At 66.8% G+C, this 20,354-nt stretch carries 20 protein-coding genes; 1 reads left to right on the plus strand and 19 read right to left on the minus strand.

Annotated features, from left to right (window positions below):
* Positions 1 to 2: 2 nt before the first annotated feature.
* The 19 genes from dprA to ACULK4_RS08845 form a co-directional block, all read right to left on the minus strand.
* Positions 3 to 998, minus strand: a complete 996-nt coding sequence (gene dprA, locus ACULK4_RS08755; RefSeq protein WP_445966601.1) for a DNA-processing protein DprA — start codon at positions 996 to 998, stop codon at positions 3 to 5.
* 26 nt (positions 999 to 1,024) lie between these two features.
* Positions 1,025 to 2,512, minus strand: a complete 1,488-nt coding sequence (locus tag ACULK4_RS08760; RefSeq protein WP_445966600.1) for a putative type IV secretion/conjugal transfer ATPase — start codon at positions 2,510 to 2,512, stop codon at positions 1,025 to 1,027.
* Positions 2,509 to 2,946 (minus strand): hypothetical protein, encoded by a 438-nt coding sequence (locus tag ACULK4_RS08765; protein ID WP_445966599.1) that lies wholly within the window; start codon positions 2,944 to 2,946, stop codon positions 2,509 to 2,511. The genes ACULK4_RS08760 and ACULK4_RS08765 overlap by 4 nt, the downstream gene beginning before the upstream one ends.
* A 59-nt stretch (positions 2,947 to 3,005) precedes the next feature.
* Entirely contained in the window at positions 3,006 to 4,466 is a 1,461-nt protein-coding gene (locus ACULK4_RS08770; protein ID WP_445966598.1) for an SCO6880 family protein, read from the minus strand.
* Between the two features lie 2 nt (positions 4,467 to 4,468).
* Positions 4,469 to 5,884 (minus strand): conjugal transfer protein TrbL, encoded by a 1,416-nt coding sequence (locus tag ACULK4_RS08775; protein ID WP_445966597.1) that lies wholly within the window; start codon positions 5,882 to 5,884, stop codon positions 4,469 to 4,471.
* A gap of 33 nt (positions 5,885 to 5,917) precedes the next feature.
* Entirely contained in the window at positions 5,918 to 6,187 is a 270-nt protein-coding gene (locus tag ACULK4_RS08780) for a DUF6112 family protein (RefSeq protein WP_216841909.1), read from the minus strand.
* Between the two features lie 147 nt (positions 6,188 to 6,334).
* A complete protein-coding gene (locus ACULK4_RS08785; protein ID WP_445966596.1) occupies positions 6,335 to 7,069 on the minus strand; it encodes an NYN domain-containing protein in 735 nt (244 codons plus the stop codon).
* Positions 7,070 to 7,275: 206 nt separating this feature from the next.
* On the minus strand, positions 7,276 to 8,349 hold the full coding sequence (locus tag ACULK4_RS08790; RefSeq protein ID WP_445966595.1) for a patatin-like phospholipase family protein: 1,074 nt from the start codon (positions 8,347 to 8,349) through the stop codon (positions 7,276 to 7,278).
* Positions 8,346 to 10,814, minus strand: a complete 2,469-nt coding sequence (cap2-3, locus tag ACULK4_RS08795; protein WP_445966594.1) for an anti-phage 6A-MBL system cap2_3 protein — start codon at positions 10,812 to 10,814, stop codon at positions 8,346 to 8,348. The genes ACULK4_RS08790 and cap2-3 overlap by 4 nt, the downstream gene beginning before the upstream one ends.
* Positions 10,811 to 12,124, minus strand: coding sequence for an anti-phage 6A-MBL system MBL-fold protein (gene mblB / locus ACULK4_RS08800; protein ID WP_445966593.1), 1,314 nt, complete (start codon positions 12,122 to 12,124; stop codon positions 10,811 to 10,813). Before mblB ends, cap2-3 begins: the two co-directional genes overlap by 4 nt.
* A gap of 366 nt (positions 12,125 to 12,490) precedes the next feature.
* A complete protein-coding gene (locus ACULK4_RS08805) occupies positions 12,491 to 12,757 on the minus strand; it encodes a DUF6112 family protein (protein WP_445966592.1) in 267 nt (88 codons plus the stop codon).
* Position 12,758: 1 nt separating this feature from the next.
* On the minus strand, positions 12,759 to 13,925 hold the full coding sequence (locus ACULK4_RS08810; RefSeq protein WP_445966591.1) for a M23 family metallopeptidase: 1,167 nt from the start codon (positions 13,923 to 13,925) through the stop codon (positions 12,759 to 12,761).
* An 8-nt stretch (positions 13,926 to 13,933) separates the two neighbouring features.
* Complete coding sequence (locus ACULK4_RS08815; RefSeq protein WP_501043371.1) at positions 13,934 to 14,590, minus strand: hypothetical protein; 657 nt, start codon at positions 14,588 to 14,590, stop codon at positions 13,934 to 13,936.
* Positions 14,590 to 15,675, minus strand: a complete 1,086-nt coding sequence (locus ACULK4_RS08820) for a ParB/RepB/Spo0J family partition protein (RefSeq protein WP_445966589.1) — start codon at positions 15,673 to 15,675, stop codon at positions 14,590 to 14,592. Before ACULK4_RS08820 ends, ACULK4_RS08815 begins: the two co-directional genes overlap by 1 nt.
* Complete coding sequence (locus ACULK4_RS08825; protein ID WP_445966767.1) at positions 15,672 to 16,499, minus strand: hypothetical protein; 828 nt, start codon at positions 16,497 to 16,499, stop codon at positions 15,672 to 15,674. Before ACULK4_RS08825 ends, ACULK4_RS08820 begins: the two co-directional genes overlap by 4 nt.
* Before the next feature lie 56 nt (positions 16,500 to 16,555).
* On the minus strand, positions 16,556 to 16,957 hold the full coding sequence (locus ACULK4_RS08830; RefSeq protein ID WP_445966588.1) for a hypothetical protein: 402 nt from the start codon (positions 16,955 to 16,957) through the stop codon (positions 16,556 to 16,558).
* Positions 16,950 to 17,576 (minus strand): DUF2637 domain-containing protein, encoded by a 627-nt coding sequence (locus ACULK4_RS08835; protein ID WP_445966766.1) that lies wholly within the window; start codon positions 17,574 to 17,576, stop codon positions 16,950 to 16,952. The genes ACULK4_RS08830 and ACULK4_RS08835 overlap by 8 nt, the downstream gene beginning before the upstream one ends.
* A gap of 32 nt (positions 17,577 to 17,608) precedes the next feature.
* Positions 17,609 to 18,505 carry a bifunctional DNA primase/polymerase gene (locus ACULK4_RS08840; protein ID WP_445966587.1) on the minus strand — a complete coding sequence of 299 codons (897 nt, stop codon included), beginning with the start codon at positions 18,503 to 18,505 and terminating at the stop codon, positions 17,609 to 17,611.
* The gene (locus tag ACULK4_RS08845; protein WP_445966586.1) at positions 18,502 to 19,716 is read right to left on the minus strand and encodes an ArdC-like ssDNA-binding domain-containing protein; all 1,215 of its coding nucleotides are present in this window, start codon (positions 19,714 to 19,716) and stop codon (positions 18,502 to 18,504) included. Before ACULK4_RS08845 ends, ACULK4_RS08840 begins: the two co-directional genes overlap by 4 nt.
* A gap of 167 nt (positions 19,717 to 19,883) precedes the next feature.
* On the opposite strand from ACULK4_RS08845, the gene ACULK4_RS08850 reads away from it, so the two are divergent.
* Positions 19,884 to 20,306 (plus strand): hypothetical protein, encoded by a 423-nt coding sequence (locus tag ACULK4_RS08850; protein ID WP_445966585.1) that lies wholly within the window; start codon positions 19,884 to 19,886, stop codon positions 20,304 to 20,306.
* The last annotated feature ends 48 nt before the right edge of the window (positions 20,307 to 20,354 follow it).

A 20,354-nucleotide genomic window follows, 5' to 3' on the forward strand; every position in this document is an offset into this window, starting at 1 on the left:
CCTCAGAGCACGAGGCCGGGGCCGGCGCGGTCGAAGCGTCGGGCGGGGGAGTAGGCGAAGGTCCGGTCACCTGAGAACCCGCTCGTGGAGTCGAGTAGGTCGGTGACATCCTGAGCATCGGTGACGAGGCTTGCGACGCCTTCCTGGATCAGCCGGTGGCATCCGGCGCTCGCGGCGCTCGTGACAGGTCCGGGCACGGCGCCGACGGGTCGGCCGAGCGAGTGCGCTTGGCCGGCGATGTTCAGCGATGACGATCGGTGCCCGGCTTCGACGACGACGGTCGCCCCTGACAGCACGGCGAGGAGCCGGTTGCGCTGCTGGAAGCGCCACCGAGTGGGCGCAGCCCCGGGCGGGAGCTCGCTGACGATGAGGCCGCCGGCGTCGGCGATGCGTTCGAAGAGCTGTTCGTGGCCGGCGGGGTAGGCGCGGTCGAGTCCGCTGGCGATCACGGCGATTGTCGATCCGGGCGATGTGGCAGTTGCGGCACGGTGCGCTGCCCCATCGATGCCGTACGTCCCGCCGGAGACCGCCATGCGCCCTTGGGATGCGAGCCCCGAGACGAGTTCGGTGGTGACGTGGTCGCCGTAGCTGGTGGAGGCGCGCGCGCCGACGACGGTGACCCTGCTCGGGAGAGGCGCTGCGAGCAGGCTGGGGTCGCCTTTGAGCCAGAGCGCGAGTGGTGCGCTTGCGCCGAGCTGCTGGAGTTCGCCGGGCCAGTCGAGGTCGTCTGGGGTCAGCAGGTGCAAGTCGTGGCGTTCCATGTCGGCGCGGATTCGTTCGACCTGGTCGGGGTTGATGCGTGGGGCGAGTCGACGCCGCCACAGTTCGCCTTCGGCCGGGTCGACGCCGTTCGGCAGCCGCTCCCCGGTCGTGACGAGGTCGACCGTCGCGGCGGCGCCGAGTCGGCCAACGAGGGTCCCGGTAATAATGTCGTTCGGCTCGGACAACGCCGCGAGTGTCATCCTCGCCTCCCGCTCCAGGTCCAGGGTTTCGGTCATCTGCAGTGCCTCCTCCATCTGATCGACTATCGGCCCGCAGTCATGCGGGCAGTCGTATCGAATGCTTCGAGTTCGTCGGGGTGGAGTTGGTGCTGGACGACGAAGCTGCGGTCCTTGACCCGCCAGAGCCCTTGGCCGGTGCCGAGTGCAGGGAGGAGCTTCTGCTCGGTGCCGCTGAGTCCGAGGGCGGTCGCGGTGTGACCGAGTTGGTCGGGCTCCTGGCGGTAGACGATCCGGGTTTCCGCGTTCGCGAGCAGGGATGATGCGAGGGCGCGCATCGCGGATCCGGAGTCGCCGACGTTGTCGAGGTCGCTGAGCTTGTGGAAGACGAGCATGTTCGCGATGCCGAAGTGGCGCGCAAGCCGCCATTGCGCGTCCATTCGGCGCAGCAATGCGGGGTACGCCATCAGCCGCCAGGCCTCGTCGTAGATGACCCAGCGTTGGCCGCCTGCCGGGTCGGCGAGCGCGGACTCCATCCACGCCGACGAGCAGGTCATCAGTACGGAGATGAGGGTCGAGTTCTCGGCGACGCGGGAGAGATCGAGCGAGACCATCGGCAACGACGGGTCGAATCGGACGGTGGATGGCCCGTCGAAGAGGCCGGCGAGGTCGCCGGCGACGAGGCGGCGCAGCGCGTGGCCGACGAGGCGCCCGTCTTCTGCGAGCCGACCGTCGTGGTTGTCCTCGCTGGTGGGATCCAGGATGCGGTCCACGACCATTGGCAGGATGGGCACCTCCGCGCTCCTGACCGTGTCGGCGAGCGCGAGGTCGATGGCCGTGTGTTCGAGCGGGCTCAGCGCCCGGTCGAGCACGGTCTCGGCGAGCGCGCCGATGAGCTCACGGCGACGTGATGCCAGCTGGGCGGCCCATTCTGCGTCCGACGCCGACGCCGCCCGATGCCCTTCATCGAGCGGGTTGAGCCGGTTGCGCAGCCCATAGCCGAGAATGATCGCCCTACCGCCGACGGCTTCGGCCACCGCCGTGTGCTCACCCTTGGGGTCGCCGGGAACGTAGACCCGCCGGCCGAATGGCAGCGACCGGGTGTAGAGCGACTTTGCGAGCGACGACTTCCCGGAGCCGACGATGCCGGCCAGGACGATGTTCGGCGCCGTGATCATGCCGCGCTGGTACAGGACCCACGGGTCGTAGACGAACGATCCGCCCGAGTAGAGGTCCTGGCCGACGAAGACGCCGGCCGAACCGAGCCCGGCTTCGGCGAGGAACGGGTAATGCCCGGCCAGCGTGGCCGACGTGTCTTGGTGCTTGGGCAGCTTCAGACGGCCGGGCATCCTGAGCTGCGCTGGACCCGTGTCGCCGGCAGCCGGGAGGTAGGCGGCCGACCGAGCTTCCGCGCGCTCGGCTTGCAAGCGGGCGCGCGCCTCGAGTGTCTTCGCTCGTCGAGCATCCGCTTCGATCTGCGACGCTGAACGTTTCCGCGCACGTCGCTCGCGGCGGTGCTCGTTGTGGGGCACCGCGAGCGCCGCGGTGTGCAGCCGTTCGTCGACCGTGTTCACAGCGCGATCACGTGCCGGGTCCGGTGTGCCGACAGCGCGGGGTCGACGTCGAAGTGCTGGGGAATCGCATCCCGGAACGGTGCGGATGTCTCGACGGTTGCCCCCGGCACCACCGGTTCCGCGTCGGGCGCGGCCTCGTAGCGGCGAAGGAGCGAAACATAGCCGTACATCTCGCTGTAGGTCAGCGCGTACGGCGAATCGGGATCCTCGATCGTGCGATCGGCCGATCCGACGGGAATCCGGTCGTAGACGTAGCCGTTCACGAGCGCGGCATCAGTTGTCTCGTCGCCGAGGTCCCACTGCTGCAGGTACTCGATTGCGGCCGCTTCGCCGTCGCGGTCGATCATCGCCAGCAGCTCGCTGGCATCCTCATCCTGAAGGAAGACGACGCTGATCCATCGGGACGTCGATGCGTCCATGCGTTCGTCGATCATGATGACTCCAATCGGATGCTTCGCACGACAGGTGCTCCGCATAGGAGGTGTGCCCGGCTTCACACGCTGCGGCAGAGCGGCAGGGCGGCGGCGGTGAAGGCCTGCGCCTGCTGACCCACGAGGCGGCGGATCTCGCAGGAGGCCTGGATCGCGGCCTGCTCGATCGTCGACACCGCCGCGTCGAGGTCGTCGACGGTCGGTGCTGTGACGCAGACCAGACCGGTCGTGCGCAACACCCCATGACCGGCGGTGAGGTCGGCCTCTTGCTGCAGTACGTCTTCGTACTCGGCGCTCGAGCCGGCGTCCTCGATCTGGCCGATACGTCGGCGCTGGTGGGCGTCGCTGATGAGCTCGGTCTTCTTCTTGCGGAGATCCCTCGCAGCCTGGTCCGCCCGGACGGGCAGATAGTGCAGCGACACCGTTCGAAGCACGCCGTTCGTGAAGACGAGAGGCGAAAGGAACCCGGGGTAGACCTGCGAACGTGGCCATTCGCTGATCCAGAGCACGGCATGGAATGCGCTGTCGGAGCGAAGGCGATCCCAGCTCTCGGCTACGGCCACGGGGCCGGCTGCGTCCAACGAGCGTCCGACTTCGGGATGCCGGTCGAGTTCGACGCCGACCGCCGGGTCGTAGGCCGTGCGCAGGATGCTCGCGAGCTCGTCGGCGGTTAGCCATCCGCCGACGATCAGGTCGGCGGCGCGGAGCGCCCCCGTCAGTGCCGCCATCTCCTGGCGAAGCACGGTCGCTGCACCGCGCATGCCGCCGCCCGACGTGCGGACCTGTCGCGCGGCGGCCTTCAGATCGAGGGAGAGGCTGATCGTGGTCGCGTGCCGTTCGCCGGCCGGCCCGGCCCGTTGGATGAGGTCGCGGTAGGTGGATGACGCCCAGCTATCGTCTTCGATCCCATGCCGCTGCCACCATTCGGCGAGACCGGTGCCCGAGTCGGGGAGGGTGCGCTCGGTGACCTGGAGGCGTGCGATGCGCCCGGATCGGCAGGCGCCGGCGAGCGCCCGGCCCCAGAGGGTGACGCGACGGTGCTGCTCGCCGGGATCGAGGAGCGCGAACGCCGGATGCGACACCGTCACGATCGCGGTGAGGGTCTGCGTGTGCGGGTCGTGGATCATGACCGCACCTGACTCGGGATCGTTCCATTCCCGAAGCGGCGCCGCGTCGCCCGGCAGCGCGAGCGTGCCGGCCGGTCGAGGCTTCACGATGCGGCGCCGATAGGTGAGCTGCCCGTGTGCGGCACGCCAAAGCCAGCGGCTGACGATCGGCACCCACTCGACGACCTTCCGGCCGCCGATCGGGATCGCCGCGAGTGCGGCTGCGGTTGCCCAGATCGGGCTCGTCCATGCGATGCCCGCGGCGCCAGCGGTGTACAGCGAGACGACGTTGGTGAGCACGGCGATCGAGAGCGCGATCAGCTGGGGGAGTGAGAGACCGAGCAGGATGCCTCGTCGCGTGAGCCGTGAGAATTGGACCGGCTCGAGTTGATACGCGGTGCTCGTTTCCGTGCCCATGGCTACACGTCCTTTCGTGCGCGGCGGGCCGCCGGGGAAGCAGCATCCGGCCAAGGTGTGGGGGTCTTCGCCTTGCTGGGGCCGAGCACCGGGGGCGACGAACTCGGTGGGGTGGATGCCGCGGCGTCGCCGGCCGATGCCGAATGCGTGTCCGCGACGCCGCCGACCGCGTGTCCGACCGTCGGTCCGGCCTTCGCTGTCGACGACGCGACGACGGCGCCGGCAGCGACCCCTGCCCCGACTCCGGCCGCCGCTGCGCCTGCGCCGGCGGTGCCCCCGCCCGCAGCTGAACCCTGCGTCGCGGACCCGCCCGCGGCACCGGTCGTCGAGGCGGCTCCGTTAGGCCCGACGCCGCCGGTCCCTCCGCCACCTGACGCGCTGCCCCCGCTGCTCTGGCCAGCTGGAGCTTGGCCACCGCGCCCCGCTCGCGCGACACCGCCACCATCGCTGTCGCCGAGAATCTTCTTCGCGCTGTCGGACATTGGCCCGTTCGGCACGGGCACTGGTCGGTTCATCGCGGACTTCGCTTCCTGCTCACTCGACATCGCGTGATACATGTCGAGGCCGACGAAGTTGAGGAACTTGTACGTGATGTACGGCGCGAACGCGGCGATGAACATCAGTACGATCCCGGCGATCGGGTCGCTGATGGATGCCAGATCCGCGTCGATCGGCGCTGACACCTGCGCGACCGCGACCAGGAAGATCACGACGAGCACGAGCTTCGACAGGATCAGCGCGATCACGAAGGCCACCCACTTCGAGAACCACCCCTTCGCGGCATCCCAGGTCGCACCCGCCAGCGCAACCGGCCCGAAGACGATCGCGACGAGCAGCAGCGCCTTGCGGATCAGAAGCGAGAACCAGACGATCGCGGCTGCACTGATCGCGAGCGCGGACAAGAAGATCGTCACGATCGCACCGACACCTGGAGCGCCGATGTTGATCGCCGCGAGGCCGGAAGCGAGCAGGGCGATCCGATCGCCCATCCCTTCCATCGTGTTCCCGCTGGCCTGCACGATCCCGACGGTCAACTGGTCGGTGATCTCGAGCAGGAGGCCGGTGATCGTCACGATGACGAAGGAACCGAGCACCGCCTTCGCCAGGCCGAGCGCCGCACGAGAAAGCGCCCCCGGGTCACGTCGCACGAGGCCCGTGATGAGCTGCAGGCAGAAGAAGATCAGGGCGAGGAGCACGGCGACGCCGAACAGCACGTTGAAGACAGCGATGTATCCGGGGTCGGTGAGATCGACCAGCGTGGTCGTATCGAACGCGTCCCAAACGGCCTCGAACAGCCACGCGGCCGCCAACCCCATCGCGTGCGCGAGCCAGTCGAACGGCGCCGCAATCAGCGACGCCGTGCCCTCGCCTACCGTCCCGCAGACCTCGGCGATCACGGGGATGTCGCAGACACTCATCGGCGCTTCCATCACGATTGCGCGCGCCCCGGATCAGACGGCTTGGCCGACATTCCAGAAGAAGTTGATGAGCGTGACGGCCCCGCCACAGATGATCGCCGCGCCGCATGCGACCAGCACGCCGAGCTTGCCGCGTGAGGCGAGGTGCGGGTTCGACGAGTTCGCGCCGAATCCCCACACGATCGCCGAAACGAGCAATGCAAGCACGCTCAGGATCAGCCCGACCGTCATCACGGCGCCGACGATGATGCGCAACTGGTCGATGCCGGGAAGGCCGGTGCCGTTCGGATCGATGTCGATCACTGGAATCTCCCTCGTCGCACGGATGGGTTCGAGAGGGAGGTGTGCATAGCGCACCGCGTCGACGCTCACCTAGCGCTGGAGGAGGTGGGTGAGCGGCACTGCGCGCCTAGATGAGGTGCATTCAGGTGCCCAATCGCTGTCGGCTTCTCAGTCGCCGTTCTTCTTGCGGTGTTGCACCTGCAATCCGCCAGCAGGGCGGGGCTCGATGAGGAAGAGGTCCGTCGCTCGAACAAGGTCGGAGAGTTTCGCGTACCCCCAGTTTCGTGAGTCGAAATCGGTATGCTGCTTCCTCATCAGTACGCCCACCGCCGAGAGGTTCGCCCATCCGTCCTCGCCCGATGCGGTGGTGACGCTCGTCCGCAACCCTGAGACGAGCTTGGTGTCGCCGCGCAGCTTCTGCGGCGGAACGCGCGTCGGCGCCGTAGTGGTGCTCTCCGCTGCCGGCTCGTCGAGCACGTCGAGGTAGGTGAATCGATCGCACGCGTTACGGAAGGCTTCGGGCGTCTTCCGCTCTCCGAACCCATAGACCGTGACACCTTCTTCCCGAATACGTGATGCGAGACGGGTGAAGTCGCTGTCGGATGACACGATGCAGAACCCATGGAATCGGCGCGTGTAGAGCAGGTCCATGGCGTCGATGATCAGCGCACTGTCGGTCGCGTTCTTTCCGACCGTGTTGGCGAACTGCTGCATCGGCTGAATGACGTGCTCGTTGGCGACCGGTTTCCAGCTGCTCAGGCTCGGCTTTGTCCAGTCGCCGTAGACCCGCTTCACCGAGGCCGTGCCAAACCGGGCGACCTCTGTGAGGACTGCACCGATCTTCGATGGCGGCACGTTGTCGGCGTCGACAAGGACGGCGAGGAGGTCGTTCGGCTGCGACATACCAACAAGCATGGCAGTCAGTGCCCAGCCATCCCGCCTGCCTAGGGATTACGCATCGGAAGCCGCAGGCGGATCGCTTTCCGGGCGCTCAGACGGAATGAGAAGGCTGCGTCGGCAATCTGACGTGCCACCGGCAATGTCGAGAGGACAAGGTCGCTGGAAGGTTCCCTGCCCGTGGGCTGAACCCCACTCGCGCGCCGACCAACCTACGCGCCGAGGTCGGGTGTGTAGGCATTGAGCAAGGTTCGAGTGAGCTGTTCTCCGCGGATTGCGATGGCTTCCAAGTGAGCGGTTGTCATGGGAGCAAAATTCGTCGGGTAGTTCTGGACGCGAGTGCGGGGAACGAGGTCCGCCACGGATATTGGCAGCCGCTCGTCTCGCATGCCGAGGTAGACGTGAACAAACCCCTCTAACTGTGCATTCTCGCGGGCCGAGTGGACACGGCTCCGGCCCGCATCCTGAGACTTGGTGTGGGTGATGTCGAAGCTCTGGGCAAGTCTGCCGACCATGAATCGTGCTGCGGGGCGCTCCACACGGCCGCGTCCGGCATCGACGGCCACGATGTAGTCGAGGTCGAAGACATGCGAGCTGAACTGCCTTGATCGACCGGGGAGTAAGGGAGCGAGCCCGAGATTGTCGTACACACCGCCGTCGGTCATGACCAGTTGCTCGCTGCGATGAGTGCCGTCCCTGCCTACGAACTCATAGCCGCGGCGCAAAGCAGGAAGCAGGACGGGGAATGCCGCGGAGGCCGCAACCGCTTCCGCGACTGTTACTTCGCTGAGGATCGTTCCGTATGGTGAGCATGCGCTGACGGCACTGCCGAATCGCACCGCATTGCCAGTCCTCATGTCGGTTGACGAGATCACGGCGTCGGTGCCAGCATGCGTGACGTCGGTGACAAGCTTGGCGCCGAAGTCACGTGCCGCAAGCGCCTCGACGAGCGCATCCGTGCGGGAGTAGGAGCGCCCTTGCCGCCCGCCGATCGCGTGGACAGCGCTTGCGATGGCTCGCCCCGCCGCGCGTGGTGCGAACGCGCGTCGGGCGAGTTCCCATTGGAGGCCGGCGCGTAGAACCTCCGTGACGGTGTCGTCGAACTCATCGAACCGTTCGGGGCCGTAAGCCCACATCGCCGTGAGGAGGCTGCCACCACTGATTCCGGAGACGACTGTCACCTGGCGCAGTAGGTCGCGGTCGTGGAGCGCGCGTAGGCTGCCGAGGCCGAATGCTGTTGCGCGGAAGCCGCCGCCCGACAGGGCGAGTCCGATTCTCGGGCTCATTGGTTCGTGCCGATACGTTTGCGTCCGCCGATGCCGGGGGGCGGTTGCGTCGGGTAGGCATATCCGCCGGGGAACCACGCACCGGGTGAGGTGAGATACAGTCCGACACCCCGCGCCTGCCGGCGGGCAGTGGTCCGGTCGACCACTCGAGCATAGACGTCGGGCGACGTTCCTCGATCGATCCAGCCTTCCCAGATGGTGACGTCACCACCGAGGATCAGCATGAGGGAACGACGGCTGTTCCCGTCTGGGGCGACGATGTCGGCCATGCCTGCCTCATCCGTCGAGCTGGGTGATGCAAAACCGTACGGGTGTGTGTGCCACATGCCGACAAACCCAACCCGATTGGCAGTGGCGGCACGGAGCGAGGTCACAATCTCTTGCGTACCCTCAATTCCGTGGTCGAAGTATGCGGCCGACAGATGGCTATCCGGCGAGGGACCTGAAACCGTGTCGATGAGGACGGTCTGCGTTGCCTCGTCGAAGCTCCCCAGCAGCATCCCGCCGGTTTCGATCCGCGGCCCGCGCACTCGGCGCCCACGGCGAGCCTCGGTGCGCATCTCTGCCAGCGCACGCGCGTTGATGCGGATCTCGTACTCCCCGGTCTGATCTGTGAGGGTCAAGTCATTCCGCCACCCAATGAGCACGGGTCGCGGTCCCTTCGCATCCGGGTAGAAGTCGCAGCCGATTGCGGTCATGGGCGCAGCGTCCGTACTGGCCACGACAGCGACCGCGGAGACGAGTAGCGCGGAGGCAAGAGCTGCTGTCTCGCCCGCGGAACCCGTGAATGTGGGGGCGGAGCAGCCGGGCTCGGGGAAGAATCGCTCCGTTCGAGGAGGGTCGGGAAAGAGGTCCTCGGAAATGCTTCCCCACCCGGCAGGCGCAGTGGTGGCCGTGTCGATGGCGAGGCGGCGAAGGATGTCATGCCCCCCTCCGGTCGCTCCTCGTAGTGAGACCGTGGCCACACCCCGCTGGGCTGTGTGGCCGAACAGTGCGCTTATGGTCGCCGGCCACTGGGCACGCGCGGCTGCGCGGGCTCGTTCGATGCCGACCCGCACACCGATGTCGGCCGTCGCGTCGACGATGAGGTCGTACTGGAGCAGGCTCCCCGGATCGGTGAGTATCCCCGTCACGATGTTGACGCGCGAGCTCGTGACGGTCAGGTCCTGGCGGATTCGAGACAATCGCGGCGCGAGTCGTTCGGCCTTGTTGTAGCCGATGTCAGCGTCCTCGTACGGCTGCCTAACGAGGATTCCCGGCGTGACAACTCCCTTGTCGATGACATGTAGCTGGGCAACCCCTGCACGAACACAGTGCTCGGCGATCGGAGCTCCAAGGGCGCCGCAACCCAGCACCAGCACTCTCTTGCCAGAAAGCCACTGGACAGGTGAGTCGGTATCTCGACGACGCGTCACCTCGGGGCGAGCTTCGTGGATGACCATCCACCGCAGTTTCGCGAAACCGAGCCAGTCGTGAGCCAGGTCCCGCACCCGCGCAGCGAGATCGACGTGCTCGGGACTGACATCTTGGAGAAGATCGGTGATCTTCGTGCCGAGATCATCGAGGTGCCAGGCCGTGATATGAGCGAGCAGCACTCCCGGCTCAAGACGGCGGGCAGGCGTACCCAACAGCATCATCGCGGGCACGGCGTCATCGCCTTCAAGCGTCACGCCTATGGCCTTGTTGATCGTGCGAGCGTTGACGAGCGCCTTGAGCAGCTCATCGCGGCTGACGCCATGCCGGTCGAGAGCACTCGCGAGGAGCTCCGCGGTGCTCGGGTACTCCATGTCGAGAGTGTCGCTGATCAGCACCAACGGCGCCGCGAAGAGCGCAATGCCGTCCTCTGCCCGAGCTGGCAGCTCATCAGCCACGAACCGGTCATAGACCTGCTGCCCTGTCAGCCAATCGAGGATGTCGATTCGCTCGCCCCGTTTCGCGCACCACGCATATAGGAGCCGTACCCGTGCAGGCCAGGCCTCCGACCAGGGAACGAGATCACCCAGGTCCGGGCGGACCACCACCCAGCCATTCTTGTACGAGTTGTACGCGACCGGCGGGTGGAGCGGCTGTCCAGCAGGATCAAGTTCGCCAGCCGCCGCTCGGCGGAGCCAGAGATTCAGTCGCCCAATCAGTCCCCGCATTCCGTCCGCGGGATTCCATTCCACGGCGGGGGCCGCGTACAGGCAGAGAAAGCGCCCCCATTGGACGTGTGGCGTTCCCGCCCATCGTCGATGCGTGACATACACATCCGGGTGTTGGTATGGGAAAGACGAGCCGACGACGATCTCGAACCGCTCACGAGCGCGGACGCGGATGCCGTCACCGACCGTCTCGATTCCGGACGTGTCGAGCGAGACCGTGAAGCTGGTCAGACCGCTCTGGTTGGTCTCAGCGCCCAGTAGCTGGATTGCACCGCCGCTAACTTCGGCGAGTTCGGACAGCTGCCGCCGCGCAAGTGCACTCAACGACCGAACCCGACCGGCGTCTCCGGCGCGCTGCTACCGCCTCGATCCGCGGTCACGGCCGCATCCACCCGCTCATGGCCGACACCCGTCGTGAAGGCCGCAGCCGACCTCGGAATCTCGTTCCCAACCGCTACCGCAGCCGCTGTGACAGCAGCGAACCGACGTCCAACCGCGGACGCGGCGAGCTCGATCACGGCCTCGGATGCGGCCGACTTGACCAAATCGCCGCGGATGATGCGGGCACCCGCTGCGTCGACACCGAACACCACCGGCGAAGGAGCCCCCTCGTCCACCCACGACATGGTGCAGATCACCTCGTCGGCGATCTCCGCATATCGATCCGCAGCCATCCTATGGGGAGGGTTGAGTCCGTCGACGTCCACATTCGGGAACACTGCACTGCTGCACACGACGGTGCCGCCCGGACGTGCATTGCGCTCGAACGCATTGAGCACATCCATCTGAAGCTGCTCATCGCCATCGGCGTCCCTCTTGTACATCACTCTCTTGGAGCAGTGATGAGGCGCCAACAGAAGATCCCATGCGAGGTACTGCTCGCGGTTGTAGTACTCGCTGTAATCGAAGACCTTCATGATCGTGTCATGAGCGAGGTCGCCGAACAGCAGCACCTTCCCGTCAACACCCGTCTCATCGGTCAACTTCACCTGCATCGAGAGCGAGGTCTCGTTCCGAGCGGCAGCGGCATCATCCTTGAACGGCGCGTGGATAAACGCCTCGAACTCGCCAGCACGCTCGTGCCCGTCGAGTACCGTCAACGACCGTCCAGGCCACGCCAGATACTCGTCAGGCAATTCGCTGTACGCGTGCGAACTGTGCTCATCGTCGTAGCCGACAACGCGAATCCGATCGCCGCTCGCGGGAACGGTGCCCGCGTTCACAGCATCCATCGTGGCCGCGATTCGCCGCTCCGACTCCTCTCGGAACGCAACGGCGTCGCTACACAGCTCTGGAGCGTCCGGGTCGTTGTACTCACGCCAAAGTCGGGGTGTCGACCACAATTCGCCGATGTTCACCTTCTCCAGCAGGTCCGCGAACCCAAGACAGTGGTCCTTGTCCGCATGGGTAAGCACAAACGTTGCGAGATAGGGCTTGCCTTCGACCACTGGCAACGCTTCGACGAGGCGATCGACTACCGCCACCTCAGGCGTTTGCTCGTCGTCCGCCTTCGCCATGTCGTGAATGTCGACCTGCATCACAAGAAGGTCGTCGACGACTACCGTGGTGCTGTCTCCGGTACCGACCGGCCAGAACACCACACCGCGGGCAGGAAGCCCTTCGGACTCGCTCATGCAGCGCCTCTCCGCCAGGTCATCGGGCGTGACTCTAGGCTTCGCAACTAAGCTACCGGCCGCCGCCGACACCCCGACCAACCAACGCGCTGCGGGGCCGTCGCCCCTCATTCCATTCGTCAGAGATGCCACGGAGCATTGGCTATCAAGATGAACGACGACTGTTGTCTCGCACATCAGAGTCGAAGTCGTTCTGACCTGACCGGTAGCCGGTCGGCCAGTGATGCATCGCCGTAAGGCTGGTTGGTTCAGCACGGCAGACGCTCGGGGTGCGGATTACGCACGCCTGTCCGCAAAATAGCCCAGTGAAGGGGGCTTACCGCTCTGCTCACGAACGCTCCAAACGCAGGCCGAGCGATCGCTCGCCTAAAGCTGAGATCCGACGCCGAGCAGGAAGTTGACCCAGGCTACGCCTGAGCCGGCGAGCGCCGCGGCACCGCACGCCACCCAGAGCCCGATCCGCGCGCGCGTGGCCGTCTGGACGTGTCCGTTCGCGGATGCGAGCGCCCAGGTGACTCCGCTGATGATCATCATCAGCACGGCGACAATGAGCACGAACGTCAGCAGGGCGCCCGCGATACTCTCGATTTCGGCTGCGCCGCCGACGGCTCCGAAGTCGGGGAAGATGTCCATGTCATGCCGCCCTTCCTGGCCGACATCCGGCCGTGGCAACTTCGGCGCCGGCAAGGCCTGCCGCACCGTGTTCCGCAAGCCACACCAGTGCGTCGACCGCCGGCTCGCTCGCCCCGCCCGGGTGGATCTCGAGGTGAAGGTGTGGCCCGGTCGACTTTCCAGCGGATCCAACATCGCCGATGTGCTGCCCCGCGGCCACGCTGTCACCCACGGTGACATGGATTCCGTCGTCGTACATGTGGGCGTAGTACGACGCGACGCGCTCGCCGCCGACGGTGTGCTCCAGGATGATGACCCCGCCGTAGGTGCCGCGCTCTCCGGCGAACGTGACGACACCGTCGGCGACCGCGAGAATCGGTGTGCCCGCCGGTGCTGGCAGATCACTGCCTGCATGGAATCGCTCCACGCCGGTGTACGGGTCGATTCTGGGCCCGAAGCTGTCCGACGTCGTGTACGTGCCAGCCGGGAGCGGGAAGACGACGCGCGAGGTCTCGGGTGCCGCCGGGCTTGCACCGCTCGACCCACTCGGCTGCGATCGGGTGAGCGCGGTGAGGATGGTCTCGGCGACCGGCTCGTAGTTCCGGTATCGGTCCGGAAAGGCGCTGACCTCGACCGCCTGCGCAGCCTCGCCCGGGTCGAGCAGCTGCCAACCCGAGATGTCCAGCAACCCGCGCGGGGACCCGCCGTTCGGCCCTGAAGGACCTCCGAAGAACGCCCGCGACTGATACACGGGATCCATCAATTCGGCGACGGTGCCCCAGCCCGACGCGGGGCGCATCTGGAACAACCCGAGCGAATCGTGATCGGAACCGACACCGTCGTTGGGGTGGTCGAGGGACTCGGGATACGCGCTCGGGTTGGCGAGCATGCGCAGGGATGATTCGGTGACCGCCGCCATCAGCGCGATGATCACCCCGTTCCGGCCAACGCCCGCGACCCGGCCGCCGATCGAGATGATCGTCGCAGCATGCGTGAGCTGCTGCCTGTTCAGCGTGATCGACCGTCCGTCGCGAGTCTGCGCAGTCAGCGAGTCCGGGATCGCACCAAGGAGAAGCGATCCAGAGGCGCACGAGATCGCAGCGGGGTTCATGAGCGCCGCCACGCTCACGAGCGACGCCGGCGGCGCGACGATCAGGAGAAGCACGAGCAGGCCGATGAGTTTCTTCATCGCTCGCCTCACTCCAACGGGGAATCCGGTCGGGATATCCGCAGCAGCACGCATGGATCGACTGCGGGGCACGCGATGAAGACCGTGAATGAAATCCGTCGACTCGTGCGCATCTCCTGCTCGCCCCAAGTTCCGGCCCGCTGGCGAACGCCCACGATGGTGAAGGCCGCGGCATCCGCGGGAAGCTGGCCCGGAGCCGCCTGCGCGATCGCGGTCCACCACGTGCTGGGCACTACGACCGACTCCACCTCGATCCTCTGCCGGGTCCCGTAGTCGCCGAGCCGACCCCAGTACTCCGGTCCCGGCAGGTAGTTGCGAACATCGGCTGCGACCGCGGATGCCTCGTCGGCATCGGCTGCATCGACCAGAGTCTGCGCCCACTCCGAGACGCCGCCCGGATGTCTGGTGTCCCACGTGAATAGCGCGCGCGCCACAGCCCGGGCGAACCGCTCCGGATCCGATGTCGCGACGATCGGTCGTGGTTGAACGACTGGTGCTGCGCTGCTGGGAGACGCGGATGCCTCGTGGCCGGCGTGCCCGGTTCCGCCGGCGGCGCCTGGGCCGCGAAGTAGCCCGAAGATTCCAATTGTCACGAGCAGGAGGAACACACCCGCGACGACAGAGACCGCGATGATGATCCGGCGACGTCGATGCAGGGCGAACATCACCGGCTCCTCGAGGTCGCCGCGTGACGCAATCGGCTTCGTAGCGACCGCAGGGTTTCGGCGAACTCGATCGTGCCTGCGAGCGTAGCTTCGAACTGCTCCCACTGCTCGTCCGTAAGCGTGGATGCGAGCTCGTCGACGTCGTATCGCTTCCACCAGTCGCGAAGGTCGGTCCACTGGAACACGAATGCGCGAACCGGCAGCGCGTCGGAGCCATCCGCAGGCGTTATCCGCTTGATGCGCGCAGCGCCACTCGTGGGCGCACCGCCCTTCACGCGGGCGAGCGCCTCACGTGCAAGTTGCTCGAGCTCGACTGCCCTCGCCGTCGACTCGACCGCGTGCAGACGCGCGGCGCCGTGCAACGAGGCCCGCCGAACGCCCGTCGGCTGCGAGACGTCAGAGGCGATCGCCTCGAGTTCAGCAAGTGACATCCGCGCACCGATGCGCTGATGTGCGGGGTGAACCGCTGCGCCGTTGTCGATGCCATCGAGCTCTGCGAGCGCCTGAGCGCGAATCGTGGCATCCACGTGGCCATCCCCGGCGATCCGCTGCAGGTCGTTGATCTCCTCGAGTCGGGAGTACGCGCGCCGACCGGTCACGATTCGGGCCGCCTGTGATCGGCTGTCCCCGACGCCGCTGAGGGACGGTTCCGCCGATTCGGCGGCACCGTCCGGTCTCGGGTTCTCGTCGTTCGCGTGGAACCTCGACGCAGCCTGACGGCGTGCCGCCTCCTCGGCGAGTACAACCTTCAACTCGCGGTACAGGGTTGCCGCTTCCGTCGCACTGAGCGGTTTGTGGAGGAGGTTGTCGTCCTGCTCCGCGAGAAGCTCCATGAGGCGATCCGAGATACCCGACCGAACCCAGACGTTGAGCTTCCGAACGCCCAACTGCCGAAGCGCCGCCAGTCGACGCGCCCCGCAGACGAGGACGCCTTCGGGAGTGACCGTGATCGGTTGTAGCAGACCTTGACGTTCAATCGAGGTGGCGAGCGCGTCGATGTCGCCGAGGTCAACCCGATGCCGCGTGCCGATTCGGATGGAGTCGATCGAGCGCTCCAGTTCGATGTGCCCGGCGGAACTGGTCATACCCGCGCCTCGGGGAGATTGACCACGATCTCCGAGATCAGGTCGTCGTCTCCGAACAACGAACGCAGCGGCTCGCCCACCAGGAGTCGAAGCAGGATGCCTCGGCCGGCTGCCGTGTGCGATTGCGTTGGATCCGCGCAACCCAATACCGCCCGCAGCATCGAGAGCCACGCGCCCTTCGGAAGGTCGAGCAGCGCCCGCGCGGTGTAATCGCGACGCAGCGACTCGTAGGCGGACGCGCGCGACGGCGCATCCGCCAATCGCCCGCAGATGTACTCGACGCCACCGCGTGCACGGTCTGGTGGCCAGCCGAGCAAGGTGAACAGTGAGATCGCGTCCTCGACAGCCGACTCGACGCCCGGGGGAGCAGCATCCATGCCGACGTCGACCGGTTCAGTCCGGAATGCGGGGTGGTAGTCGGGCAGGGCGTGCTCGCGGTCACTGAAGCGTTCGGCATCGTGGTAGCCCGAGAACCGAGGTCGACGGGCCTGGTGTACCGAGCAGAGGAGCCCCTGCGCGCGTTCCTCCGCGATACAGGTCACCTGGACGGCTCGAGTGACAACGGCCCACGGGTCATCCGCTCGCAAAGTGGCAGGTGCCCGCATCGCGTCGAATGCGGCGGCCGCAGCCTCCCATGGATCCAGCCCGTGCTTGCGGGCGAGAGCGGCATAGCGGTCGGCCGCATAGCGCATGAGTTCTGCGGCCTCGGGATCGGTACGCCAGCAGGATCCGCCGTCGGACTGCAACCGTTCGAGCACGATGCGAAGGTGCTCGGAATCGCGAAAGGACTCCGAGTGAGGATCGTTGTCAACTTTCCGGTCCATCGTGGCACCTCCCGACACGGTGATGTGCGTCTCCGCCGACACCACGATGCGCATGATCAACGCCGCCCCAGGTCGCGCCGGATGAACGTGGGATGCGCCTGCGACCGCCCGAAGGCGGAGAGAGGAGGAAGCCGATCCGCCCGATCGCGGATCGCTCGCCGAGTGGTCGCGGCGGATCGCCGCATCCGCCGTGCCAGTTCTGCCTCGAAGTTGAGTCCCCGTCCGGCAACCCGGCCAGACCCGCTGTTGAGCAGCTCGGACGCGCGAACCCAGATGATGCCAGGCTGCTCAGGCGCACCGCCGAGGAGATCTCGCCGGACGCGTTCGCGCGGCGTCGCGCTCTGCGGCGCCCGGGCGAACGCGTGACGCTCATCGGGTCGGTCGGGTGTGAGCACGTCGTTACCCCGGTGCTCGATGGCGCGAGCGTTGCGTGTCTCCTCGAACTCGTCCTCATCCATCTCTCGTGCCCTCCATCACGGTGTTGTTCTCCAGAGCAGGTGTGACGACGCGTTCCCGGAACCAGCGCCCGACCGTGGACGGGTGCACGCCCAGGTGCTTGGCGATCGCCGAGTTCGACCATCCGAGCGCGCGAAGCGACGAGGCATCCGAGCGACCCGAGGTGGTCGGAGTGGACTCTGTTGTCGCCGAGGCGCCGCTCGGGTCGGCGACGTCGGGCTCAGCAGCCGGCGCCGCCGTGCGGCCGACTTCGTGACGCATGAGCACCGAGGTGAGGTGCGTGATCGAGAGCAGCACCAGCGGGGGTACAGCCGAGACGGATGCCGCGAGTACGACCGGCACTTCCGTGGCCTCGGCGACGATCGCATGGATCGCGTTCGCGGTGACCGAGATGGCCGCGCCCGCGACGAGCAGCGCCCATGGATACCAGGCGACGCGGGAGCGCGCGAGGGCGACGGCCGCGACGGTCGCGACCACGATGATGCCGTCGACGATGAGCGGCCATACCCAGGCCTGAGCCGGGTCGAGTCCCGACCGGCGTGCGAGGTCGCTGAGCGAGGTGAACGAGAGCCAGAAGGCACCGGCTGCGATGAAGACCGTACCGATGACTGCGGTGATCATCGCGAGTCGGACGCCATCGACGCTCGCGCAAGTCACGGCAGACACGGCCCCGCACCTCTCTGGATGCGTGGAGCGGGACAGTCACGCCAGGTCGCGGCCGTCGTGGGGTTGGCAATCGCCGCTTGTCGGACGGCGGAGCGGATCGTGGTCGCGATCTCCCACTCGGGCAGCCCGATGCTGATCGCCGCCGTGCCCAGTGCGGCCTCGACGTCCGACGATGCGAAGCCGGCCTCCGCGAGTCGGCAGGCAGCCCAGAAGAGGCCGTGGTTCCGTTCGCCTTCCCGAAGGCGACTCACCCAAGTGGCGAGGCGTTCGGGATCCGGCGAGGTGCTCGTCGCGATCTTCGCGGCCGATCTCACGGGTCGCGGATCAATGAAGCGCCGAAGGGACTCTGCGTCGACGGGCCGGGGGTTTGCGGCGCACAGGGAGAAGAGTCGATAGGCGACCCGTCCGCGGTCGGCGGCCAGCATCGACGGCGGAACGAGGACATAGCCTCCGGCGCCGCGGAAGTCGATATGCGCCGCCGCAGCTTGCCAGCATCGCTGTGGACGAGACGGCACCGCCGGGAAGTAGACGTGGAGCCCGCCAGACGGCGTGCGGACCTTGGCGAGCTCGCCTTCGACGTGGCCGGCGGTGACGGCGCGCTCGAACGCGCTGAATCCGGATGCTTCGCCGGCGACATCGACGTCAACGACATCAATGCCCGAGGTTCTTCCCGTCGGCATGCCGATGTTCGCGTTCGGCCACCTCGACCACCACGCCCGTACGAGGTCGACGTCGCAACTCGCATCGTGGAAGCCTGCGCGCGTCAGTGGACGCTTCCCATCCACGGTGCACGGGAAGATCGGGGTGCCGGCTCGAGCGAAGGCGAGCGCGGCGTCGCACGTCGACATCCGTCCCGTGGCCAGTAGCAATTCGGCGACGCTCATGACAGGCTCCGGGTCCCCACTCGGAGTTCGCGGTCGAGGGGCGTCGGTCGCGAGGCGGCCGGCCCGACGTTCAGGGGAGGGCCAAGCGGTTCTACGCCCGGAGGTTCGATAGCGCCGCTCTGCGCGGTCGGCAACAGGTCGAGGATTGCGACGGCAGCTCGGCGCACGCGCTCGCCGGTGTCTTGGACGACCTCGACCGCGGATTTCTCCTTCACCGACGTCGCCCAGGTGGAGACGTACGGAATCGTGTAGCTACTCGTGTCCATGCCATGCGCCGCAGCGATCATCAGCGCGACGGACTCGGCCTCGACCTCCCCGATGCCGCGATGCGTCACCGCGTCCGTCGTCGGATCGTGCATTCGGATGTGGGCGAGCTCGTGCGCCAGTGTCTTGACCTTCGCCGCGGCATCCATGTCTTCTCGAATCTCGACGATGCGCGCACCGAAGTCGGTCACACCGTTCGCGCCGCCGAGTGTGCAGGCCTCCACCATCGAGAGGCGGAATCCCTCGCCTCGGACCATGTCGGCGAGCCCGTCCCAGAGGCCGACCGGGGCTTCACCACTGAGCAGGTGCGGTACGGGGAGCGCAGGGAGCGGGACTCCGTCGGTCTGCGAAACATCCCACACGTACGCGGGCCGCACCCCGATCATGCGCGGGCGGACCACCCCACCCGGGCGCGGGCGCTCGTGCCGCTCGAGCCGACGCCACGAACTCGGATCGGTGGGCGAGGATGTCGCGAACCGCGCAGTCAGGGGAGCGAGGATCATGTACCCGGAATGGCCCGCGAGTACGCGCCGCCCGAGAGACTGCCACTGCTTGAAGCCGGCGACCCAGGTTGGAACGGGCTCGGGCACCTGGCCGCGGCGGAACGCTGCCTCGTGCTGCCACCAGATCAGCATCGTGTTGTTGAAGGAGCGGGTCCGAAAGCGGGCGGCGAATTCGAGCGCTCGCCTCCATTCGTCGCCTGAGACGAGCGATTCGACGGACGCGACGAGGTGCTCGTGAATCTCGTCAAGTTTCGCATCCCAGCCTTGGCGTGGTTGCGGCTTGGTCGACACGTCGTTCACCTTCCAGAAGGGCGTCGCCGGTTCGGCGCGGCTGACGCATAGGTGTGCGCACACGGCATGGAAGGCCTCCAGGCATCTCAATGTCGCCGCCGGGTCCGTCGTCGCCGGCGCCTTCAGCGCTATCGCTAAACTGAGTTTGAGCATGCTCAAACCGGGCGCTTGACTCGTTCCTAGCACTGGAATTGAGCATGCGCAACCGTTGCGTTGGGCATGCTTAAAGACTAGATTGAGCATGCCCAACTCGTGCCCGGAGTTGGAGCCAAGACGACGATGCCTCGCCTGACCCGAGCGGGTGGAAGGTGTTCCGACACATGATCGAAGACGAGAGCAACACCGCAGCAGAGGATCTCGCGAAGCGACTCCGGCTCCTTCTCGATGTCGCCGTCGCCGAGACCGGCTCAGAGCCCACGTACTCCCAGATCGCGGCGTTCCTCGAGCAGCGCGGCACGAACCTCTCCCGCTCGCGATGGACCTACATGGTGAACGGTCATCGGTATGTGCAGGACGGCGCGCTGTTCGAGGGTCTGGCCGACTTCTTCGACGTCGACGCAGCCTTCCTCATGGGTGCTGAAGGCGCTGAGACTCCAGCGAAAGTGAGTGCGCAGCTCGACCTCGTGCGCTCCATGCGTGCCGCACGCGTCAAGTCGTACGCGGCGCGCACATTGGGCGACATCTCGCCGAACGCGCTCCAGGCGATCAGCAAGTTCCTCGACGAGGAGATCAAGCACACATAGAAGTCCGGCGGGCGCTGCGAAACGCGGTGGTATCCGGAGACATCATGA

It is taken from the genome of Agromyces selenitireducens (assembly GCF_052748465.2).

Excerpts from the sequence above, each read along its gene's own strand:
- dprA (WP_445966601.1), bottom strand. The coding sequence starts at position 998 with ATGACCGAAACCCTGGACCTGGAGCGGGAGGCGAGGATGACACTCGCG.
- ACULK4_RS08765 (WP_445966599.1), bottom strand. The coding sequence starts at position 2,946 with ATGATCGACGAACGCATGGACGCATCGACGTCCCGATGGATCAGCGTC.
- ACULK4_RS08770 (WP_445966598.1), bottom strand. The coding sequence starts at position 4,466 with ATGGGCACGGAAACGAGCACCGCGTATCAACTCGAGCCGGTCCAATTC.
- ACULK4_RS08775 (WP_445966597.1), bottom strand. The coding sequence starts at position 5,884 with ATGAGTGTCTGCGACATCCCCGTGATCGCCGAGGTCTGCGGGACGGTA.
- ACULK4_RS08785 (WP_445966596.1), bottom strand. The coding sequence starts at position 7,069 with ATGTCGCAGCCGAACGACCTCCTCGCCGTCCTTGTCGACGCCGACAAC.
- ACULK4_RS08790 (WP_445966595.1), bottom strand. The coding sequence starts at position 8,349 with ATGAGCCCGAGAATCGGACTCGCCCTGTCGGGCGGCGGCTTCCGCGCA.
- mblB (WP_445966593.1), bottom strand. The coding sequence starts at position 12,124 with ATGAGCGAGTCCGAAGGGCTTCCTGCCCGCGGTGTGGTGTTCTGGCCG.
- ACULK4_RS08805 (WP_445966592.1), bottom strand. The coding sequence starts at position 12,757 with ATGGACATCTTCCCCGACTTCGGAGCCGTCGGCGGCGCAGCCGAAATC.
- ACULK4_RS08810 (WP_445966591.1), bottom strand. The coding sequence starts at position 13,925 with ATGAAGAAACTCATCGGCCTGCTCGTGCTTCTCCTGATCGTCGCGCCG.
- ACULK4_RS08815 (WP_501043371.1), bottom strand. The coding sequence starts at position 14,590 with ATGTTCGCCCTGCATCGACGTCGCCGGATCATCATCGCGGTCTCTGTC.
- ACULK4_RS08820 (WP_445966589.1), bottom strand. The coding sequence starts at position 15,675 with ATGACCAGTTCCGCCGGGCACATCGAACTGGAGCGCTCGATCGACTCC.
- ACULK4_RS08825 (WP_445966767.1), bottom strand. The coding sequence starts at position 16,499 with ATGGACCGGAAAGTTGACAACGATCCTCACTCGGAGTCCTTTCGCGAT.
- ACULK4_RS08830 (WP_445966588.1), bottom strand. The coding sequence starts at position 16,957 with ATGGATGAGGACGAGTTCGAGGAGACACGCAACGCTCGCGCCATCGAG.
- ACULK4_RS08835 (WP_445966766.1), bottom strand. The coding sequence starts at position 17,576 with ATGATCACCGCAGTCATCGGTACGGTCTTCATCGCAGCCGGTGCCTTC.
- ACULK4_RS08840 (WP_445966587.1), bottom strand. The coding sequence starts at position 18,505 with ATGAGCGTCGCCGAATTGCTACTGGCCACGGGACGGATGTCGACGTGC.
- ACULK4_RS08845 (WP_445966586.1), bottom strand. The coding sequence starts at position 19,716 with ATGCTCAAACTCAGTTTAGCGATAGCGCTGAAGGCGCCGGCGACGACG.
- ACULK4_RS08850 (WP_445966585.1), top strand. The coding sequence starts at position 19,884 with ATGATCGAAGACGAGAGCAACACCGCAGCAGAGGATCTCGCGAAGCGA.